General features: G+C 39.4%; 15 protein-coding genes. 14 read left to right on the plus strand and 1 reads right to left on the minus strand.

Going from position 1 to position 15,260, the window contains the following annotated elements:
* Positions 1-22 precede the first annotated feature (22 nt).
* Positions 23-148, minus strand: a complete 126-nt coding sequence (locus DACSA_RS22475) for a hypothetical protein (RefSeq protein ID WP_269544708.1) — start codon at positions 146-148, stop codon at positions 23-25.
* Between the two features lie 163 nt (positions 149-311).
* On the opposite strand from DACSA_RS22475, the gene priA reads away from it, so the two are divergent.
* The 14 genes from priA (at position 312) to DACSA_RS06660 (ending at position 15,253) form a co-directional block, all read left to right on the plus strand.
* Positions 312-2,795 (plus strand): primosomal protein N', encoded by a 2,484-nt coding sequence (gene priA, locus DACSA_RS06595; RefSeq protein ID WP_015229000.1) that lies wholly within the window; start codon positions 312-314, stop codon positions 2,793-2,795.
* A gap of 214 nt (positions 2,796-3,009) precedes the next feature.
* Complete coding sequence (mazG, locus tag DACSA_RS06600; protein ID WP_015229001.1) at positions 3,010-3,834, plus strand: nucleoside triphosphate pyrophosphohydrolase; 825 nt, start codon at positions 3,010-3,012, stop codon at positions 3,832-3,834.
* A gap of 453 nt (positions 3,835-4,287) precedes the next feature.
* Positions 4,288-4,572, plus strand: a complete 285-nt coding sequence (locus tag DACSA_RS06605) for a helix-turn-helix domain-containing protein (protein WP_051017370.1) — start codon at positions 4,288-4,290, stop codon at positions 4,570-4,572.
* Entirely contained in the window at positions 4,529-4,843 is a 315-nt protein-coding gene (locus DACSA_RS06610; RefSeq protein ID WP_232225225.1) for a hypothetical protein, read from the plus strand. The genes DACSA_RS06605 and DACSA_RS06610 overlap by 44 nt, the downstream gene beginning before the upstream one ends.
* A 65-nt stretch (positions 4,844-4,908) precedes the next feature.
* Entirely contained in the window at positions 4,909-5,181 is a 273-nt protein-coding gene (locus tag DACSA_RS18220; RefSeq protein WP_051017288.1) for a hypothetical protein, read from the plus strand.
* A complete protein-coding gene (locus tag DACSA_RS06620) occupies positions 5,181-5,936 on the plus strand; it encodes a hypothetical protein (RefSeq protein WP_015229004.1) in 756 nt (251 codons plus the stop codon). The genes DACSA_RS18220 and DACSA_RS06620 overlap by 1 nt, the downstream gene beginning before the upstream one ends.
* Before the next feature lie 4 nt (positions 5,937-5,940).
* Positions 5,941-6,753 (plus strand): hypothetical protein, encoded by an 813-nt coding sequence (locus DACSA_RS06625; protein ID WP_015229005.1) that lies wholly within the window; start codon positions 5,941-5,943, stop codon positions 6,751-6,753.
* An 80-nt stretch (positions 6,754-6,833) separates the two neighbouring features.
* Positions 6,834-7,760 carry a hypothetical protein gene (locus DACSA_RS06630; protein ID WP_015229006.1) on the plus strand — a complete coding sequence of 309 codons (927 nt, stop codon included), beginning with the start codon at positions 6,834-6,836 and terminating at the stop codon, positions 7,758-7,760.
* A 4-nt stretch (positions 7,761-7,764) separates the two neighbouring features.
* Complete coding sequence (locus tag DACSA_RS06635; protein ID WP_015229007.1) at positions 7,765-9,918, plus strand: hypothetical protein; 2,154 nt, start codon at positions 7,765-7,767, stop codon at positions 9,916-9,918.
* A 284-nt stretch (positions 9,919-10,202) separates the two neighbouring features.
* Positions 10,203-11,321 carry a hypothetical protein gene (locus tag DACSA_RS06640; RefSeq protein WP_015229008.1) on the plus strand — a complete coding sequence of 373 codons (1,119 nt, stop codon included), beginning with the start codon at positions 10,203-10,205 and terminating at the stop codon, positions 11,319-11,321.
* On the plus strand, positions 11,263-12,618 hold the full coding sequence (locus tag DACSA_RS06645; protein ID WP_015229009.1) for a vWA domain-containing protein: 1,356 nt from the start codon (positions 11,263-11,265) through the stop codon (positions 12,616-12,618). Before DACSA_RS06640 ends, DACSA_RS06645 begins: the two co-directional genes overlap by 59 nt.
* 2 nt (positions 12,619-12,620) lie before the next feature.
* Positions 12,621-13,373, plus strand: a complete 753-nt coding sequence (locus DACSA_RS06650) for a hypothetical protein (protein ID WP_015229010.1) — start codon at positions 12,621-12,623, stop codon at positions 13,371-13,373.
* Complete coding sequence (locus DACSA_RS18225; protein WP_232225227.1) at positions 13,309-14,190, plus strand: hypothetical protein; 882 nt, start codon at positions 13,309-13,311, stop codon at positions 14,188-14,190. Before DACSA_RS06650 ends, DACSA_RS18225 begins: the two co-directional genes overlap by 65 nt.
* 28 nt (positions 14,191-14,218) lie before the next feature.
* Positions 14,219-15,253, plus strand: a complete 1,035-nt coding sequence (locus DACSA_RS06660; protein WP_015229012.1) for an N-acetylmuramoyl-L-alanine amidase-like domain-containing protein — start codon at positions 14,219-14,221, stop codon at positions 15,251-15,253.
* The last annotated feature ends 7 nt before the right edge of the window (positions 15,254-15,260 follow it).

Here is a 15,260-nt window from a genome sequence, read left to right on the forward strand (position 1 = left end):
GGTTCAGAGTCATCGCTTATCATTATCTTTTGTGTTGGGTTTCGTTTCCTCCACCCATTGCAGTGACCAGTGACCAGTGATCAGTGAACAAATAACGAATAACGAATAACGAATAACGAATATTGTTGTTGGGTTTCGTTTCCTCCACCCAACCTACCTTCTTTCCCCCCCTTTCAAAGGGGGGTTAGGGGGGATTACCGCCAAAAGGTGTTAGGAGGAATAACAGAGAAAAACGATCGCGCCAGGACAAGACATAATATTAAAATTGTAGTCGTCGGATTTGCGCCGTTACTCACCTTAAAACTGGAAAAGTGCTTAAATCTCCTGTCTCCCCCATCGTTTCCGCCAACAAAGCCAGCTACAATCCTCACCTTACCTCAAAGTGGGTAGAAGTTTTGGTAGATTGTCCTGATATTGAAGGACTCTTAACCTATCGTCTCCCTTCTGATGTTTCTGTGCAACCTGGAGATGTTCTCAATGTTCCCCTCAGAAACCAAATCGTTGGCGGTATTGCCATTCGTCTGCGATCGTCTCTTCCCCCTGATCTCTCAGAAGACAAAATTAAAGAAGTGGAGACAGTAGTTAGCGAAAGTTTATTTCCCTCCCATTACTGGGAATTGTTGGAACAGATCGCCCAATATTACTGTACGCCCCTATTATCTGTAATCCGTACCGCTTTACCCCCTGGCTTGTTGGGAAAATCACAACTGCGGATTCGTCTAAAACCTGAAGCCATCCCAACTGGCGCAGAAACCTTTTGTTCTCCTGTGGCGGCGAGTGTTCTCAGGCGTTTACAGTCCCAAAAAATTGGGGAATACAGTGCGATTTATCTGCGAAATAAAATTAAAGGGGCGCAACGAGGAATTAATGAATTGATGCGACGGGGTTGGGTAGAAAGTTATTTACAACAGCCACAACCTTCTCGCCCAAAACAACAAAAAGCAGTGCTGTTGGTGGGAGATTCCCCAGACTTGACTTCCCGTCAACGAGAAGTTTTAGAGATGTTGCGTCGTCGTGGCGGTGAGTTATGGTTAACGGAACTACTACAGGCTTGTTCGACTACTTCTAGCACCGTTTCTGCTTTAGAAAAAAAAGGCTGTGTGGTGATTCAAGCCCAAGAAAGATTACGGTTTGCAGAAACTCCCACCCAAGAGGTCGATCGCGCGAAAGTTTTAAATAACGCTCAACAAAACGCATTAGACACCATTCTAGGCATAACGGGTTACAGCGAAGTCTTGTTACATGGTGTAACCGGATCAGGGAAAACAGAAGTTTATTTACAAGCGATCGCGCCCCGTTTAAACTCAGGAGAATCAGTATTGTTGCTTGTTCCTGAAATTGGACTCACTCCTCAACTGTGCGATCGCGCCCGCGCCCGTTTTGGGACACAAGTTTGTATCTATCACAGTGGACTCTCCACAGGGGAACGTTACGACACTTGGCGACAAATGCTCACAGGTGAACCGCAAGTCGTGATTGGCACTCGATCGGCAATTTTTGCCCCTCTTCCCCAACTGGGAATGATCATCTTAGATGAAGAACACGACAGCAGTTTTAAGCAAAATCAGCGTCTTCCCACCTATCACGCTCGTACTGTCGCCAAATGGCGATCGAAGCTGGAAAACTGTCCCTTAATTCTCGGATCAGCCACTCCCTCCCTAGAAAGCTGGGAAACCCAAACTCGTCCATCTCCCCAGAAAATTTATCTTTCCCTACCAGAGCGAGTTTATTCTCGTCCACTTCCTCCCGTTTCCATTGTTGACATGAGGAAAGAATTACAACAGGGAAACCGATCGATTTTCAGTCAACCCCTACAAACCGCGCTCCAACAGTTAAAAGCCACTAGGAAACAAGGAATACTGTTCATCCCTCGTCGTGGACATAGTACCTTTGTTTCTTGTCGCAGTTGTGGCTATGTCATCGAATGTCCTCATTGCGATGTGTCCTTGTCTTATCACTATACCCATGAAGGCGCAACTCAAACCCTGCGCTGTCATTACTGTAATCATACTCAAATGCAACCGCCACAATGTCCAGCTTGTGGTTCGCCCTATCTCAAGCATTTTGGCACAGGAACGCAACGAGTGAAACAAGCATTGGATCAAGAATTTCCCGAATTACGAGCATTACGGTTTGATAGTGATACCACTCGCACTAAAGGAGCGCATCGATCGCTTTTAAATCAATTTACCAATTACGAAGCAGACTTGTTAGTGGGAACACAAATGCTAACCAAAGGCTTAGATATTGCCGAAGTGACCCTAGTCGCAGTGGTTTCCGCCGATGGAGTGTTGCATCGATCGGATTATATGGCAGCAGAGCGAGCTTATTCCACCCTCGCACAAGTCGCAGGAAGAGCAGGAAGAGGAGATGATCCAGGGGTGGTCATCATCCAAACCTATTCCCCCGAACATCCCGTCATTGAAGCCCTACGAACCCATGACTATCAGCGTTTTGCTCAAGCCGAATTAGAGAATAGACAAGCCTATCATTATCCTCCTTACGGGAAACTCATCTTATTAAATTTAAGCGGTTTAGACGCTCTAGAAGTGCAACAAACAGCGACAATGTTAGCCGATGTTTGTCGAGAAATGACAGGAGAAAATCAAGCTGAAATTTTAGGCCCCGCTCCTGCAAGTATAATGCGAATTGCTCGTCGTTATCGCTGGCAAATTCTGTTAAAGTATCCACCGAGCGTGGGAGAAAATATATTAACTGAATTGATGGAATTATATGCTTTATGTCCGAAAGGAGTCAGTTTAAAAATTGACGTTGATCCCTTAGATATGGGGTAATCAGACGCTGATTATTTCGCCCCCTGACCCCCAAATTTGGGGGGATTAATTCGTAGGTTCGGTGACAACCCAACATCAATCAAGTATTTGTAGGTTGGGTGACAACCCAACATCAATCATTTTTCTGAAATCCCCCCTAGCCTCAGTAAGGGGAGAATCAGTGACAACCCAACATCAATCAATCATCAAATATAACCACAAATAAGGAACGAAAATGAATCCAATAGAAACCGCAACCAAAGAATCAATTTTAAGCGCATTAAATGATTTAATTGATGTCGTGGCGAGGCTTCGATCGCCCGACGGGGGATGTCCTTGGGACTTAGCACAAACCCAACAAACCCTAATCCCTTACATCATAGAAGAAGCCTATGAAGTTGCAGCTGCGATCCGTCGTGACAATCAAGAAGAAATTGTCGAAGAATTAGGAGACTATTTACTACAAGTGGTTTTACAATCCCAAATTGCTGCTGAATCTGGAGATTTTACCTTAGAAGAAGTAGCGCAAGGAATCACTGATAAATTAATTCGTCGTCATCCTCATGTTTTTGGAGATGTAGAAGTTAAAGACGCTTCCGAAGTGCGGAAAAATTGGGAAGAAATCAAAGCCAAAGAAAAGGGATATGATCCCAAACAAGTCGAGAAATTAAGTCAAAATTTAAAAAAATATACAGAAACTTTGCCTCCGCTTTATGCCAGTCTAAAAATTTCGCAAAAGGTGGCAAAACTGGGCTTTGAATGGAAAGATGAGCAAGGCGTTTGGGATAAATTTGAGGAAGAATTATCAGAGTTTAAAGCGTCTTTAAGCACTAATGATGTCGCCCATCAACAATCAGAATTAGGAGATATTTTATTTACGCTGGTGAATATTGCGCGTTGGTATGGTTTCGATCCTTCGGAAGCATTACAAGGAACAAATGAACGTTTTGTCCAACGTTTAAGTGTCATGGAAGATTTAGCAGAAAATTCTCTGAGTGAGTACTCTTTAGAGGAATTAGAGATGCTTTGGCAAACGGCAAAACAACGCCTGAAAGGATGATATTTTCTTGATTTACCAATCTGATCACTCACTAAAAATCACTAAAGATCATCAAAAATCACTAAAAATCACTAATTAATAAATCAGGGAAAATGAAAGATTAGGGATAAGAAATTATTATCCTTTTTTTATGTCATTTGTTATAAACTCTGTGCTAAACTACACGAGAAATTACCTTATACCATTTTTGAAAAGTCAACCCCCTATAATCCCCCCTAACCCCCCTTTGAAAGGGGGGAATAATGAGTTGGTATCTAGCGCCCGATGATTGGGGGGAATAATGAGTTGGTATGTAGCGCCCGATGAAAGGGGGGAATAATGAGTTGGTATCTAGCGCCCGATGAAAGGGGGGAATAATGAGTTGGTATCTAGCGCCCGATGAAAGGGGGGAATAATGAGTTGGTATCTAGCGCCAATTATTCACGCATGGTATTAGAAAACATAATTAAATTCATGGATGATATAGATGCAATTTCTTGGTCGTTAATTGTTCGAGAACTGCGACAGCGACTTAACCTTTCTCAAGAAAGATTAGCGCAACAACTGGGAGTTTCCTTTCAAACTGTTAATCGTTGGGAAACTGGAAAAGTAAATCCTTCTCCTATGGCAACTCAATTAATTAAGAAAACACTGATTGATTTAGGAAAAGATGGTCAAGACTTATTAGATCAATACTTGATTTTAATGGAAATGGGTGATAGTTATGCAGGTGGAACTAGAAGAAGTTTTGTTAAATAAGGGAGAGTTAAAACGTTGGGTAGAATTAGACTCTTTTCGTTATAATGCTCTCGTTTATTATGTGATTATTTTAAGTTTAATTGAAACGCCAGAAACAGAAAGAAAGGGAGAACTTAATGCGTCGATTCAAGCGTTTGGCGATCGCGATCTTAGTCCTTTTCTAGAAATTCTATTTAAGCTATTACTGTTTTTAGTAGAGTTATTAAAATTACAAGAGTTTCTAAAAAAAGAGGGAAAAACATCACGCTTGTTAACTTATTCACTGATGTAAAAAATCATAACCAAGTCATTTATCAGATTCAGGTTTTAGATGAACTCAGTTCAGTAGGAAATCAAGTGAGTTTAAACGATCGCGCCACCGTTTTAGAAGCACTCAAAATCACGAAACAAAACTTAATTCAGGCTTTGAAAACCGATCGCTTTGCCGTAGATTTAGCCTCAATGAGAAGTTTACACATTCAAGAACAGTCTAGCGAATATGGAAAATTATTAAATGAGGCTCTACAAATTGGAGTGAGTTTACAAGACGAACTAGAAGGAAAAATGTTTAAGGCTTCTTCTGAAAAAGATGTAAATTTAGATAACCTAGAGGATGAAAAAAGTGAGTAATGGGAATTATTTATATCGGCGATCGAGAGACTGGAAAAACAAACTTAGCAATGGAACTCGCCAACCCAGATCATCAATATGTCCAAGTTAATTCTCCCGACTATGAAGAACTAAAACGCTTACTTTACAGTGAAGAAAAAGGAGGAACAAGAGCCACTCCTAGCGAACAAGCCACCATTGAAAGAAATCTAGAAATCCAAGTCCAATTACCCACAGGAAATAAACAAGTAATGCTGGATTGGATCGATACCCCAGGGGAAATCTGGCGCAAAAGTTGGCAAGCAGACAACCCAACGGAATGGGAAAATTTTTTAGAAACCATTAAAGAAAGTCAAGGAGTTTTATTAATTATTCCGCCATACAGAGAACTATTAAAACCTGGGATTGATGTTCCTGAAGACAACTTTATCACTAAAGAACAGTGGTGTAATCGGTTTCGGCGCTGGCTAGACTTTTTCCGTTTAGACTGTCCAAATGCCAAACATTTACTGATTTGTCTCAGTATGGCTGACTTATTCTGTGACCCGAAACAAGAGGCAAAAAAACTCGCCTATCATCCCTATAACTCAAAACTAAATTGGCAACAACGAAACGAATATGTGTATAAAAAATACTTTCGACCAATTCAATCGGATATTAAAAAACTGAATCAAAGTATCTCAGGTTTATCAGTACGATGCTTTATTACCAGCATTTACAACCGAGAACTTTTAGAACTGCCTTGGATTTATTTAGGTAGCTTTTTAGCGGTGTAGAACAATGGGAAACATTTGTGTAATTGGACCAAGAAGGTCTGGAAAAACTACATATTTAGCAGCGTTAGCTTATTGGCCAGATAAAACCGAAACCAACCAAGTAGAAATTCAACCCTTAAATGATGAATCAAGAAATTTAGCTGATAAAGCGGAAAACATTATCCGACAAGGATCAACAGTAGAACCTACTCGTGTTGAAGAAGTGGGAAGCGTTGACGACTTACCTTATTATTCTTTCAACATTGAAGCAAAGTTATCGTTTTGGAGTAAAAAAGAATCCATCCAACTCAACGCCAGAGACTATCCTGGAGAGATTTTTGAAAAGATCGCTGAACCGAATTTAGCTGATTCCTTTCACGAAGAATTCATTGATGAATGTTTGATGAATGATGTGACAGGATGTCTGATTTTATTAACCGCTTGGGAAGGAAGCAACGATAACTTTTATGACCGCGTGATGGGGAAATTTTTGGAATTAATGGATATGCGCGATCGCGGCGACAATCTCAGACTCGCCATTGCACTAAGTAAATGTGAACGCGGCGAACTTTGGCCAGGACGCATTGATCCCGAAACCGAATTATTTAAACGTTATCTCCCCCGCATGACCAACACCTTACGAAAAAAAATGTCTCCCAAAAACCTACGTTTCTACGCCATTTCCACCTTTGGCGTATTAGCACGCAACGATCCACGACCGAACCGCATTGATGAAATTGGCTTGAACAGAAGGGCTTCCACACTGCGAGACGAACGCAACTGGAAACCCTATAACATGATTCCCCCTTTGTATTGGCTAAGTGGAGGAAAAGCATGAAATTTGCCCCCCAACCCCCCAATTTTGGGGGGCTTACAGAAGCTCATTTTTGCTAACTATTTGGAGTATTCCGTCTAACCATGATTAATTGGCTGAAGAGAAAAAACAATCCTCAAGGGGATCACAGTGAACCGAACTTTATTGATCAAGAAGCAACTCTGAGATTAGTTGGCGATCGAAAATCAGGAAAAACCGCTTATATGGCTTCTCTCGCTTATTGGCCCAACGCTGATCCGAAGAGTCCCGTACAAAATGTTAACCCAGTGGGAGACGAAGCCACGCAACTCATTAACCAGGCCCAAAACATTTTAGAACAAGGGTTGCAACTCGAACCCACACCCCTTGCTGCGTCAGCAGATGAAGTCAAAGACTACACCCTCAGCATCAGCTTAAAAGATCAGTTTTCTTGGAAAACTCCCACCGCCACTCTCAAAAATCAACTTCTCCAACTCAACATCAGTTGTAAAGACTATCCAGGGGAGTTTTTTAGCGACTTATTACAAAAAATAGGTGATCCGCTTTTAGATGATTACCTCGAAGACTGCTTACAAGCCACAGGGATTTTACTCTTACTCGATGGAACAGCCCACAAAAAAGATAGCCAATACGCGATGGGGATTGATCAGTTTTTAACCCAACTGGATCAAACCGACATCGGCGGAATCCAACGGCGAGTTGCAATGGTGATTAATAAATGTGAGCAATCAGAACTATGGATTAATCGCTATAAACCCAGAGATTTAGCCAGTAAGCGGTTTCCCAATGTGTATCGAAAATTAGAAAGCTGGTCACGAATGGGAGGAGGTCAAGTGGATTGTTTCACAACGTCCGCCTTTGGAATGTTGGGGAGTCGTTATCCCGAACCCAATGCTAAAAAAATCGAGCGCGATCGCGGCGGCACTCGTTCCATCATCAAAAAACCCAAGCAGTGGCGACCATTCGGCTTAGTTGCACCGATTTACTGGTTATGTACTGGAGTCCGTCATAAAGAACTAGATCAGGGGTAAACCAATGACCACAGCAAAAGTTATCACCATCCACGAATTTAGCACAGGCATCCAAGCCCAGCGCACCGAAGACGGAAACTGGGTGTCTCAAGGATTCACGGGAAAATATATGAACACCACCCTTGATCCGATTCCGTCGATCGTTCGTAAAGCCATTAGTAACCGCCTTTTTGCCGTTGCAGAAGGAAAATCAAGAAACGAACCCGCTTTAATTGGTCGTGAAATCACAGAAAATAATCAAACTTGGTCAGTAATTGCAGTGGTGAGCAAGGGAATTGATGATGGTGGGCGCAGTGCTTCCATGTACCGCTACTTTCTCAGCAAAGGGAAAAACCAGTTAACTCCCATCTTGCGTTGGCTATTCACCGTTAAAAAAGACTATGTATTTAATCCCTTTGACTATCAAGAAATTGGTCAACCTCACTACGTCGATCGAAACAAAAATAGTCCTCCTCTAGATAAAACAGACCACCTCATTGAACTAGCCGCAAGAGAAGCACCGATTATTATTGCTAGTGATGATCAAACAATTAAACCCCTAATTCTCAACAGTTTAGCCGCGAAAAAAGCCGAAGAAAATGGTTATCCGATCGCGTGGGCTTATCAAGTCGAAGCCCTAGAAAAACCGCGCAGTTTCCAAGTCATTTATCCCGCCAGCGCTAAAGCCGAACAAATCCTGCGTAATAGTTTAGCTAGTAACCCCAATGCCCCTGTTTTTATTGCCAACGAGCAAGACATAAACACAGCCATTAAAACCATTTTCAGGAAAGGAAAGATTGAACTAGAGCAACTTTTGACCCTAGAAAGAGCCTTACAAAACCCACAGATTACAGAAGAGTATTGGCAAGGTTTATTTAATGGACAAGGAGCAGATCAAGCCCTTAAAAGTGGCATTTATAGCGCCCAAATGGTCAGATTGCTTGCGCTTCAAGCTGCTATTTTACCAGCCACCCTTCCGAAAGTTTTAGGATGGCTGGAGAAGCGGGAGAAAAACGAAGAAGAAAAGAAACTTTTTATCGACTTTCAAAAGCAAGTTCGCAAAATTTTAGCAAGAACTAATCCTGAATCTGAATTTTTAGCCTTAAAGCAACAGGTTATAGAAGGAGTAAGGTTGCTGATTCCTTCTGTTATCAAACAACCTAATTTATTAAAGCCTACCGTTTCTCTTCTAAAACCACAAAATGGTTTATGGGGACATTTCTATCATTATCACGTAAAACAAGAGATCGATCGAGACTTAACCACAGCACCTCAAATTCGGGGCTATCAACCCAACGCAGTTTTCACCTTATCAGCAGAACCACTGTGGGAAGAACTCTTTCAAAATATTAAATCAACCTGGGAACGTAACCGAGTTTCCCCAAAAGAGGAATATTTACCCCTCGCCGAATTTTTTGAACAAGTTTCTTATTATCCAGCATCAGCCTTGTTTTATCACATTGCTTGGGGAGAAGTACCAAGAGAAGTTTTTGATGCTTGTTCAGGGCGTGGAAACCATTCCCGAAAGCAAATTTATGGCGTTTGGGTAGAAAGACACTTTACTTTATTAGAACTAATATTGAATCAAATTGTAGAAATAGGAGGCTCGATTGTGCCAGTTTATATGTTTGCACCATTGCTCATTTTAAGTTTGCTTGTAGGAGGAATAGCTTTGCCAAGAGCTTTCAACATTAATTTATTTTCTCCTAATAAGAGTGATCTAAAAGAAGTTAAAAAGCAGTTAGAGCAGTTAACAGAAGAGAATCGAAATTTGGAGCAAAGAGAAAAAAAACTAGAAACACAACTAGGACAAATTAAGTTTCAAGAAGACTTAAATAAAGCAGTAGCAAAATTTGATAGTCAAACTAGAAAATCAATTCAAGAACTGCTTCAAGAAATTCCTGAAACATCTGGCAAGTCAGAGACGGATAAAATTATCTTTTTAAGAAAAAATATTTTTAATAATGATCAACTTCAAGCCAAGGCTATTTTAGAAGATAATCCCCAAAGACAATGGAAAGAAGAATGGGTGAGAGCAGTTTATCAATATCAACAAAACAATAATCTTCCCACAGATGGAATTATTACATTTTTTGAGGATTATAGAAAGCAAAATGGAACTACAATTTATGCTCTCTATCAGGATATAAAAAATTCTAGTAAGGTTCCAGGGGGATGACATCAGCAAATGCTGTAGATAAACCCTGTAGGTTGGGTGAAACGAAGTGAAACCCAACATCACACCACCCATTTCTAAATGTTGGGTTTTGTGCCTTAACTCAATCTACTCACTCGTGTTGATTATACAAACTAATGAAAATTCAGGAACAAATTATTCGATTTCAAAATGTTGGGTTTCGTGCCTCCACCCAACCTACGATTATGAGGAATACTACTACCGATTTCAAAATGTTGGGTTTCGTGCCTCCACCCAACCTACGATTATGAGGAATACAAAATAAAATGAGAATCTATCTTTATTTACTCGCTGGAATTACCTCTCCCCTGATTGGCTGGAACATCGCTCAATTTATCCTCACCGATGCAGGATTTTTAACCCAGTTTCCTGAATTGGTTTTATTTCCCTGTGTTGCCATTTCTCTTGCTATTGGCATGGTGACAAACGAAACCTTCATCGGAAGTCCCACTAAACTTAAATTAGGGTTTAGGCGACTGAAAATTCCCATCCTCATCGCGATCGGTCTAGGATTAATTTTAGGCTTAATTGCTGCGGGAATTTCTCAAATCTTCTTTTTACCCCAAATTACCCTTCCCACTGCCATTACTCGCTCGATCGGTTGGCTATTAATTGGCATTCCTGTAGGGTTGGCTGAGGGTTTAACCTGGTATTGGCAAAGTTTAGAAGCAGGTGATCCCAAACGGTTTCGCCAGCGTTTATTAACCAGTTTTCTAACCGCCGCGATCGCGAGTTTATTAGCAGCTTTGATCTTTGAATATCTCCGTAATTCTTTTGAAACAATTCCGATCTGGTTTCGCCAAATTGAAGATATTTTAGGCTTTTGTTTACTAGGTTTTCTTCTTGGTTTAGGGTTTAGTCTTACAAATTCTCCCAGCTATATGGTCGCCTTAAGAGCAGGTTCAGGATTTGAATATACCAATAGCCTTTTTGACGAAGAATTAATGGACTTACAAATTGATGAAACAGACACAGAAAAAACCGATATTATTCCCGCCTTAAATGGAAAACCTCGAATCAATACATCGCGCCTCAAATTTGTCAGTGATAGCGAATTACAAGACATTGAAGAAGGCTTATCGATTCAACTCCCCCCCAGAGGAAAAGTCATCTTTGGAACACAAGAAGACGCTGATATTTACATTCCGAACTTACCCCTATTTACCGCAGAATTAGAACTCAAACCACGAGAAACTTTACTAAAAGTTAATCCCCAATATAAGAAACAAATAGAAATTAATGGCGAACGCCTTGGCTCAAAACAAACCATTTCCCTAAAACATAACGATCTGATTACTTTTTACCCCAAAAAACAGGAGGATGAAGATGAAGAAAAAATGTACCGCTTTGTTTACTACAATCGCTTCTTGGATCCCCAGGCTTAGTTTTTCCCTAGCATTAGTCACCGTTATTGATGCGCCCAGTTTTGCTCAAGTGCGAGAAATTCAAGAAGTAGAAATTCTTGGACAACCGCAAGTGAAAGAAGATGAAGTTACGGTACGAGTCAAACTACAAGGGAAAGAGAATAAACCCGTTGTTCCTCTAACCCCTGATGATTTTACTCTCCGTGCCAGAAAACAATTATCGGCTCAAGAATGGTCAGACTGGAATAACTTAGAAAAAGAAGAATATTGGCAAACTTGGAAAAGCCCCGATGAAGCCGTACAAGTTCCCGTCTGGATGATTTTTCTCCTAGATTTTAGCGGCAGCATGAACCGAGAAGATCGTCGAGGCGTAGAAAAATTTACTGGTGCAATTAACGCTATTCGCAGTTTTAATGAATTTGCTTCTGAAAATTTAGAAGGAAATATTCAAATCTCTGTTGTTCCCTTCGGAATTGGCGGCAACAATTGTCCCATTCAACCTATTGATGATGAACAACTCGATCGATTTTTACCCGTTGGTGATTTTAAACTCACAAATTACTTAGACAACTTAGAAAAGCGTTCTCCCTGCGCGGCGACAGATATTTATAGTCCCTTAAAAAAAGCCATTCGTTTCTTTAGTAATCCCTATGATCAGCGCTTTTCTCCAAATCAAACCGAACTTTCTCAAGAGAACTTTCAAACAGAAATAACTGAACCTCAACCGCAACTCGCCATTATTCTGCTTTCTGATGGTTATCATAACGCAGGGAATGACCAACAAAATATGGATGAGGTAAAACAGTTACTCAATGAAAATAGCAACATTATCATCCATACTCTAGGCTATGGTTTAACCCCACAACAACTCGGAGAAAAGTATAAATTAGGAAGAGAAGCAAATCGCGCGGATATTAATAGAAAAATTGTCCAAGAGGGAGAGTTTGTTGATAAAAACTTATTAGATAGTCTCGCCGAAATAACAGGTGGAATTAGTTCATTTTCTGCTGATGCCGATGTAATCGCGCAACAACTTCCTCTCTTTTTAAAAGCCCTTCTTGGAGAATATGAAATCACCTACACTGATCCCAGTGGGGAAAGGGGTTCAACCCATGAAATCCAAGTTGGAATTACCTCTCCTAAAACCGAAAAAATGATTTATTCTCAACCGAAACGCTATCGAATTACTGTCTTTGGGCGTTCTCTTCCTTTATCAACCAGACTGATTATTTTATCTCTCACCTTACTAACATTAGGCGTTGGTGGCGTGCTTCCCTTTTACTTCTGGGGAAAATGGTTGCAGAAAAGTGAGAATTAACAATGCTCAAAGTAATTATCTTTTTCTTAACTTCCCTCCTTCTAATTAGCTGTAATTCTTCAGGAGAAAATCAATCTGTTCAATTACCAAACGAACAAAATCAACCCATGAATAAACCTAAAAAATGCCCAAAACAGCCAAATATTGCACTGCAATCTAAAAATGTTATACTTCTTGATTTTGATAAAAAAACTATTACCAAATCAGGAACAGTAAGCAACTCTCAAATGATTGGCTATCAATTCACCGCCGAAACAGGTCAAACCTTGAATTATGAAACAGACAATGAGTTGTGTATTTGGATTTATGACCCCAATCAAAGTTTAGTTAAACCAGCAAAACTTTCTACAAGTGGTGAATACATTATGCAAATTTCCACCATTAATTCTTCTGAAAATTTTCAGATCGAACTCGCTTTAACCTCACCTCCCAAACCTCAGTATAGTCTTGCTGATTTTCCGAAATCATCTTGTGGTGATTCTTTACCTCTGAAGGAAGATGATTATCCAGTTACTTTTTATGCGGTAGATATTTCTTATAGCAACGCTAACTTAGAAAAAGCAAGAAATATCTTTTGTCAAGATGCGTTTATGAAAACTATTGAAGGAGAACGCCTGATCCAAATTGCTTCTTTTAGAAGTGTACAAAGGTCGGAAAATTTTGCAAACTTTATCAGTCGAGAAATTGAAAATGTCAAAGTCAGAACAGACTCAAAAACAATTGTTACCAAAGAGAGGTTTAAAAATGTACAATAAACTTTTATCTAATCAATTACTCATCTTTCTCTTTAGCTGTAGCTTTCTTTTTAGTTGCACTAACCCTCCAACTGAAGAAAGTAACACTGAGGAAACACAACAAGAAACCAATTCTGAAACCGTACAAGTAGATGAAACAAAAGAAAGCGATCGAGGCTGTCCAGAAAAACCAGGAAAACTTGAGGCGAGTAATGTTGAAAAAGTCAGTTTAGACGGTAATGAGACAACAGTATCAGGTCAACTCACAGCCGATGAAGCATTAGGTTACGCTTTTGAGGGAAAAGAAGAACAAAAGTTAAGTTATAGCAGCGATGATGAGTTTTGTATGTGGGTTTTAACACCTGATAATGATGTCCTTGAAGGCTTAGAACTACCAAAAGATGGTTCATACGTTGTTCAAATTGCTATTCCGAAAGGGGCGAAAACATTTGAACTAGCTATAAGTTTAGAGCAACAGCAGTCGTCTTATTCACTTAAGGCTTCTTCTATAAGTCCAGAGCAATCAGAATATTCTAAACCCCATAACGATGTCTCTAGTTTAATATCTGAGCCTAGTGATATTTATAATTCAATCATAGATCAATTAGCTGATCAGATTTTTTATGAAAGACATCCTGAATTTGATGGAAGAAAGATTCAACCTCATGAAACTGCTTTTATCCAAGAATGGAAACAAATTCGCAATTGCGAAGCGATCGTAGATTATAAATTTTATGATAGATATCCTGAACTAAGAGGGAAAAAGATTCAGCCTGGACAAACTCGATTAGCTCAAGAATGGCTGAGTATTAAGCGTCGTGTCAGTGGATGTAATTAACTAAAAGTTGTATATTTATTTTAATATTATGTATTTAAAATTAACTACCACTATCTTTGGGATTGTAATCAGTCTTGTTACAAGTAGCTATTTTCTTAATAGCTTTTATTCTAAGTTCTTTATAGAAAATTTTTCTAAAACAAAACACATTAATTTATATACTCCTGAGCCTCAAAATTCTCACAATCAACTTCAAGAGAATGAAGAAAATAAATCATCTGTAAATCATCAAATAAATTCTGTTATTAAACCAGAAGATAAAATACGTTTTGAACAGATTATTCAATATAGTAAAACTAATAATTTAAAGAAAAAACCAGTAGGGGAAGTTATGAGTGCAATCGCGCAACAGTTTTTAGGAACTCCCTATCAAGTTAACTTATTAGATCAGAGTGACCAAGAGCGTCTTATTATTTCTTTAACACAATTTGACTGTTTTCTTTTTATAGAGACTGTACTGGCTTTAACGCGAGGAATTAAACAGGAAGATCAGCATTTTAATCATTTCCAAGAAAGAGTAATGGAACAGCGTTATAGAGACGGTGAAATGAATGGTTATTGCAGTCGCTTACACTATTTCTCAGAATGGATTAGAGATAATGAAAAGAAAAAAACAATTATTGATATTACCTCTAAACTAGGAGGAATTGTTATGAATAAAAACCTCAATTTTATGAGCAAAAATCGTCACTTATATCCTCGTTTAATTAATAGTGATAAAAATTATCAATGTATTCAGAATATGGAAAATAATCTCAAATATATGAAAATTCATTACCTTCCTACAAGTCAAATTAGAAGTATTGAGCATTTACTAAAGCCTGGTGATATTATTGGTGTGGCGACTGAGATTAAAGGATTAGATGTATCTCATACAGGATTGATTACTAAAGTTTCTCAGGAGAAGGTAAGTTTAATTCATGCGTCTCCTTCTGGTGAAGTTACTATTGCATCTGATTTAGCTAGATATGTTAGCAATGTTCCTTCTGCTCAGGGAATTTTAGTTGCTAGACCTCTCATACAAAAATCGAATATGCACAATTTAGAACAGACTCAAAAGTAAAACAATC

This window comes from Dactylococcopsis salina PCC 8305 (assembly GCF_000317615.1).
GTDB classification, from domain to species: Bacteria; Cyanobacteriota; Cyanobacteriia; order Cyanobacteriales; family Rubidibacteraceae; genus Halothece; species Halothece salina.

Excerpts from the sequence above, each read along its gene's own strand:
- DACSA_RS06650 (WP_015229010.1), top strand. The coding sequence starts at position 12,621 with ATGCTCAAAGTAATTATCTTTTTCTTAACTTCCCTCCTTCTAATTAGC.
- DACSA_RS06605 (WP_051017370.1), top strand. The coding sequence starts at position 4,288 with ATGGATGATATAGATGCAATTTCTTGGTCGTTAATTGTTCGAGAACTG.
- DACSA_RS06660 (WP_015229012.1), top strand. The coding sequence starts at position 14,219 with ATGTATTTAAAATTAACTACCACTATCTTTGGGATTGTAATCAGTCTT.
- DACSA_RS06625 (WP_015229005.1), top strand. The coding sequence starts at position 5,941 with ATGGGAAACATTTGTGTAATTGGACCAAGAAGGTCTGGAAAAACTACA.
- DACSA_RS06630 (WP_015229006.1), top strand. The coding sequence starts at position 6,834 with ATGATTAATTGGCTGAAGAGAAAAAACAATCCTCAAGGGGATCACAGT.
- DACSA_RS18225 (WP_232225227.1), top strand. The coding sequence starts at position 13,309 with ATGTCAAAGTCAGAACAGACTCAAAAACAATTGTTACCAAAGAGAGGT.
- DACSA_RS06640 (WP_015229008.1), top strand. The coding sequence starts at position 10,203 with ATGAGAATCTATCTTTATTTACTCGCTGGAATTACCTCTCCCCTGATT.
- DACSA_RS06635 (WP_015229007.1), top strand. The coding sequence starts at position 7,765 with ATGACCACAGCAAAAGTTATCACCATCCACGAATTTAGCACAGGCATC.
- mazG (WP_015229001.1), top strand. The coding sequence starts at position 3,010 with ATGAATCCAATAGAAACCGCAACCAAAGAATCAATTTTAAGCGCATTA.
- DACSA_RS06645 (WP_015229009.1), top strand. The coding sequence starts at position 11,263 with ATGAAGAAAAAATGTACCGCTTTGTTTACTACAATCGCTTCTTGGATC.
- DACSA_RS06620 (WP_015229004.1), top strand. The coding sequence starts at position 5,181 with ATGGGAATTATTTATATCGGCGATCGAGAGACTGGAAAAACAAACTTA.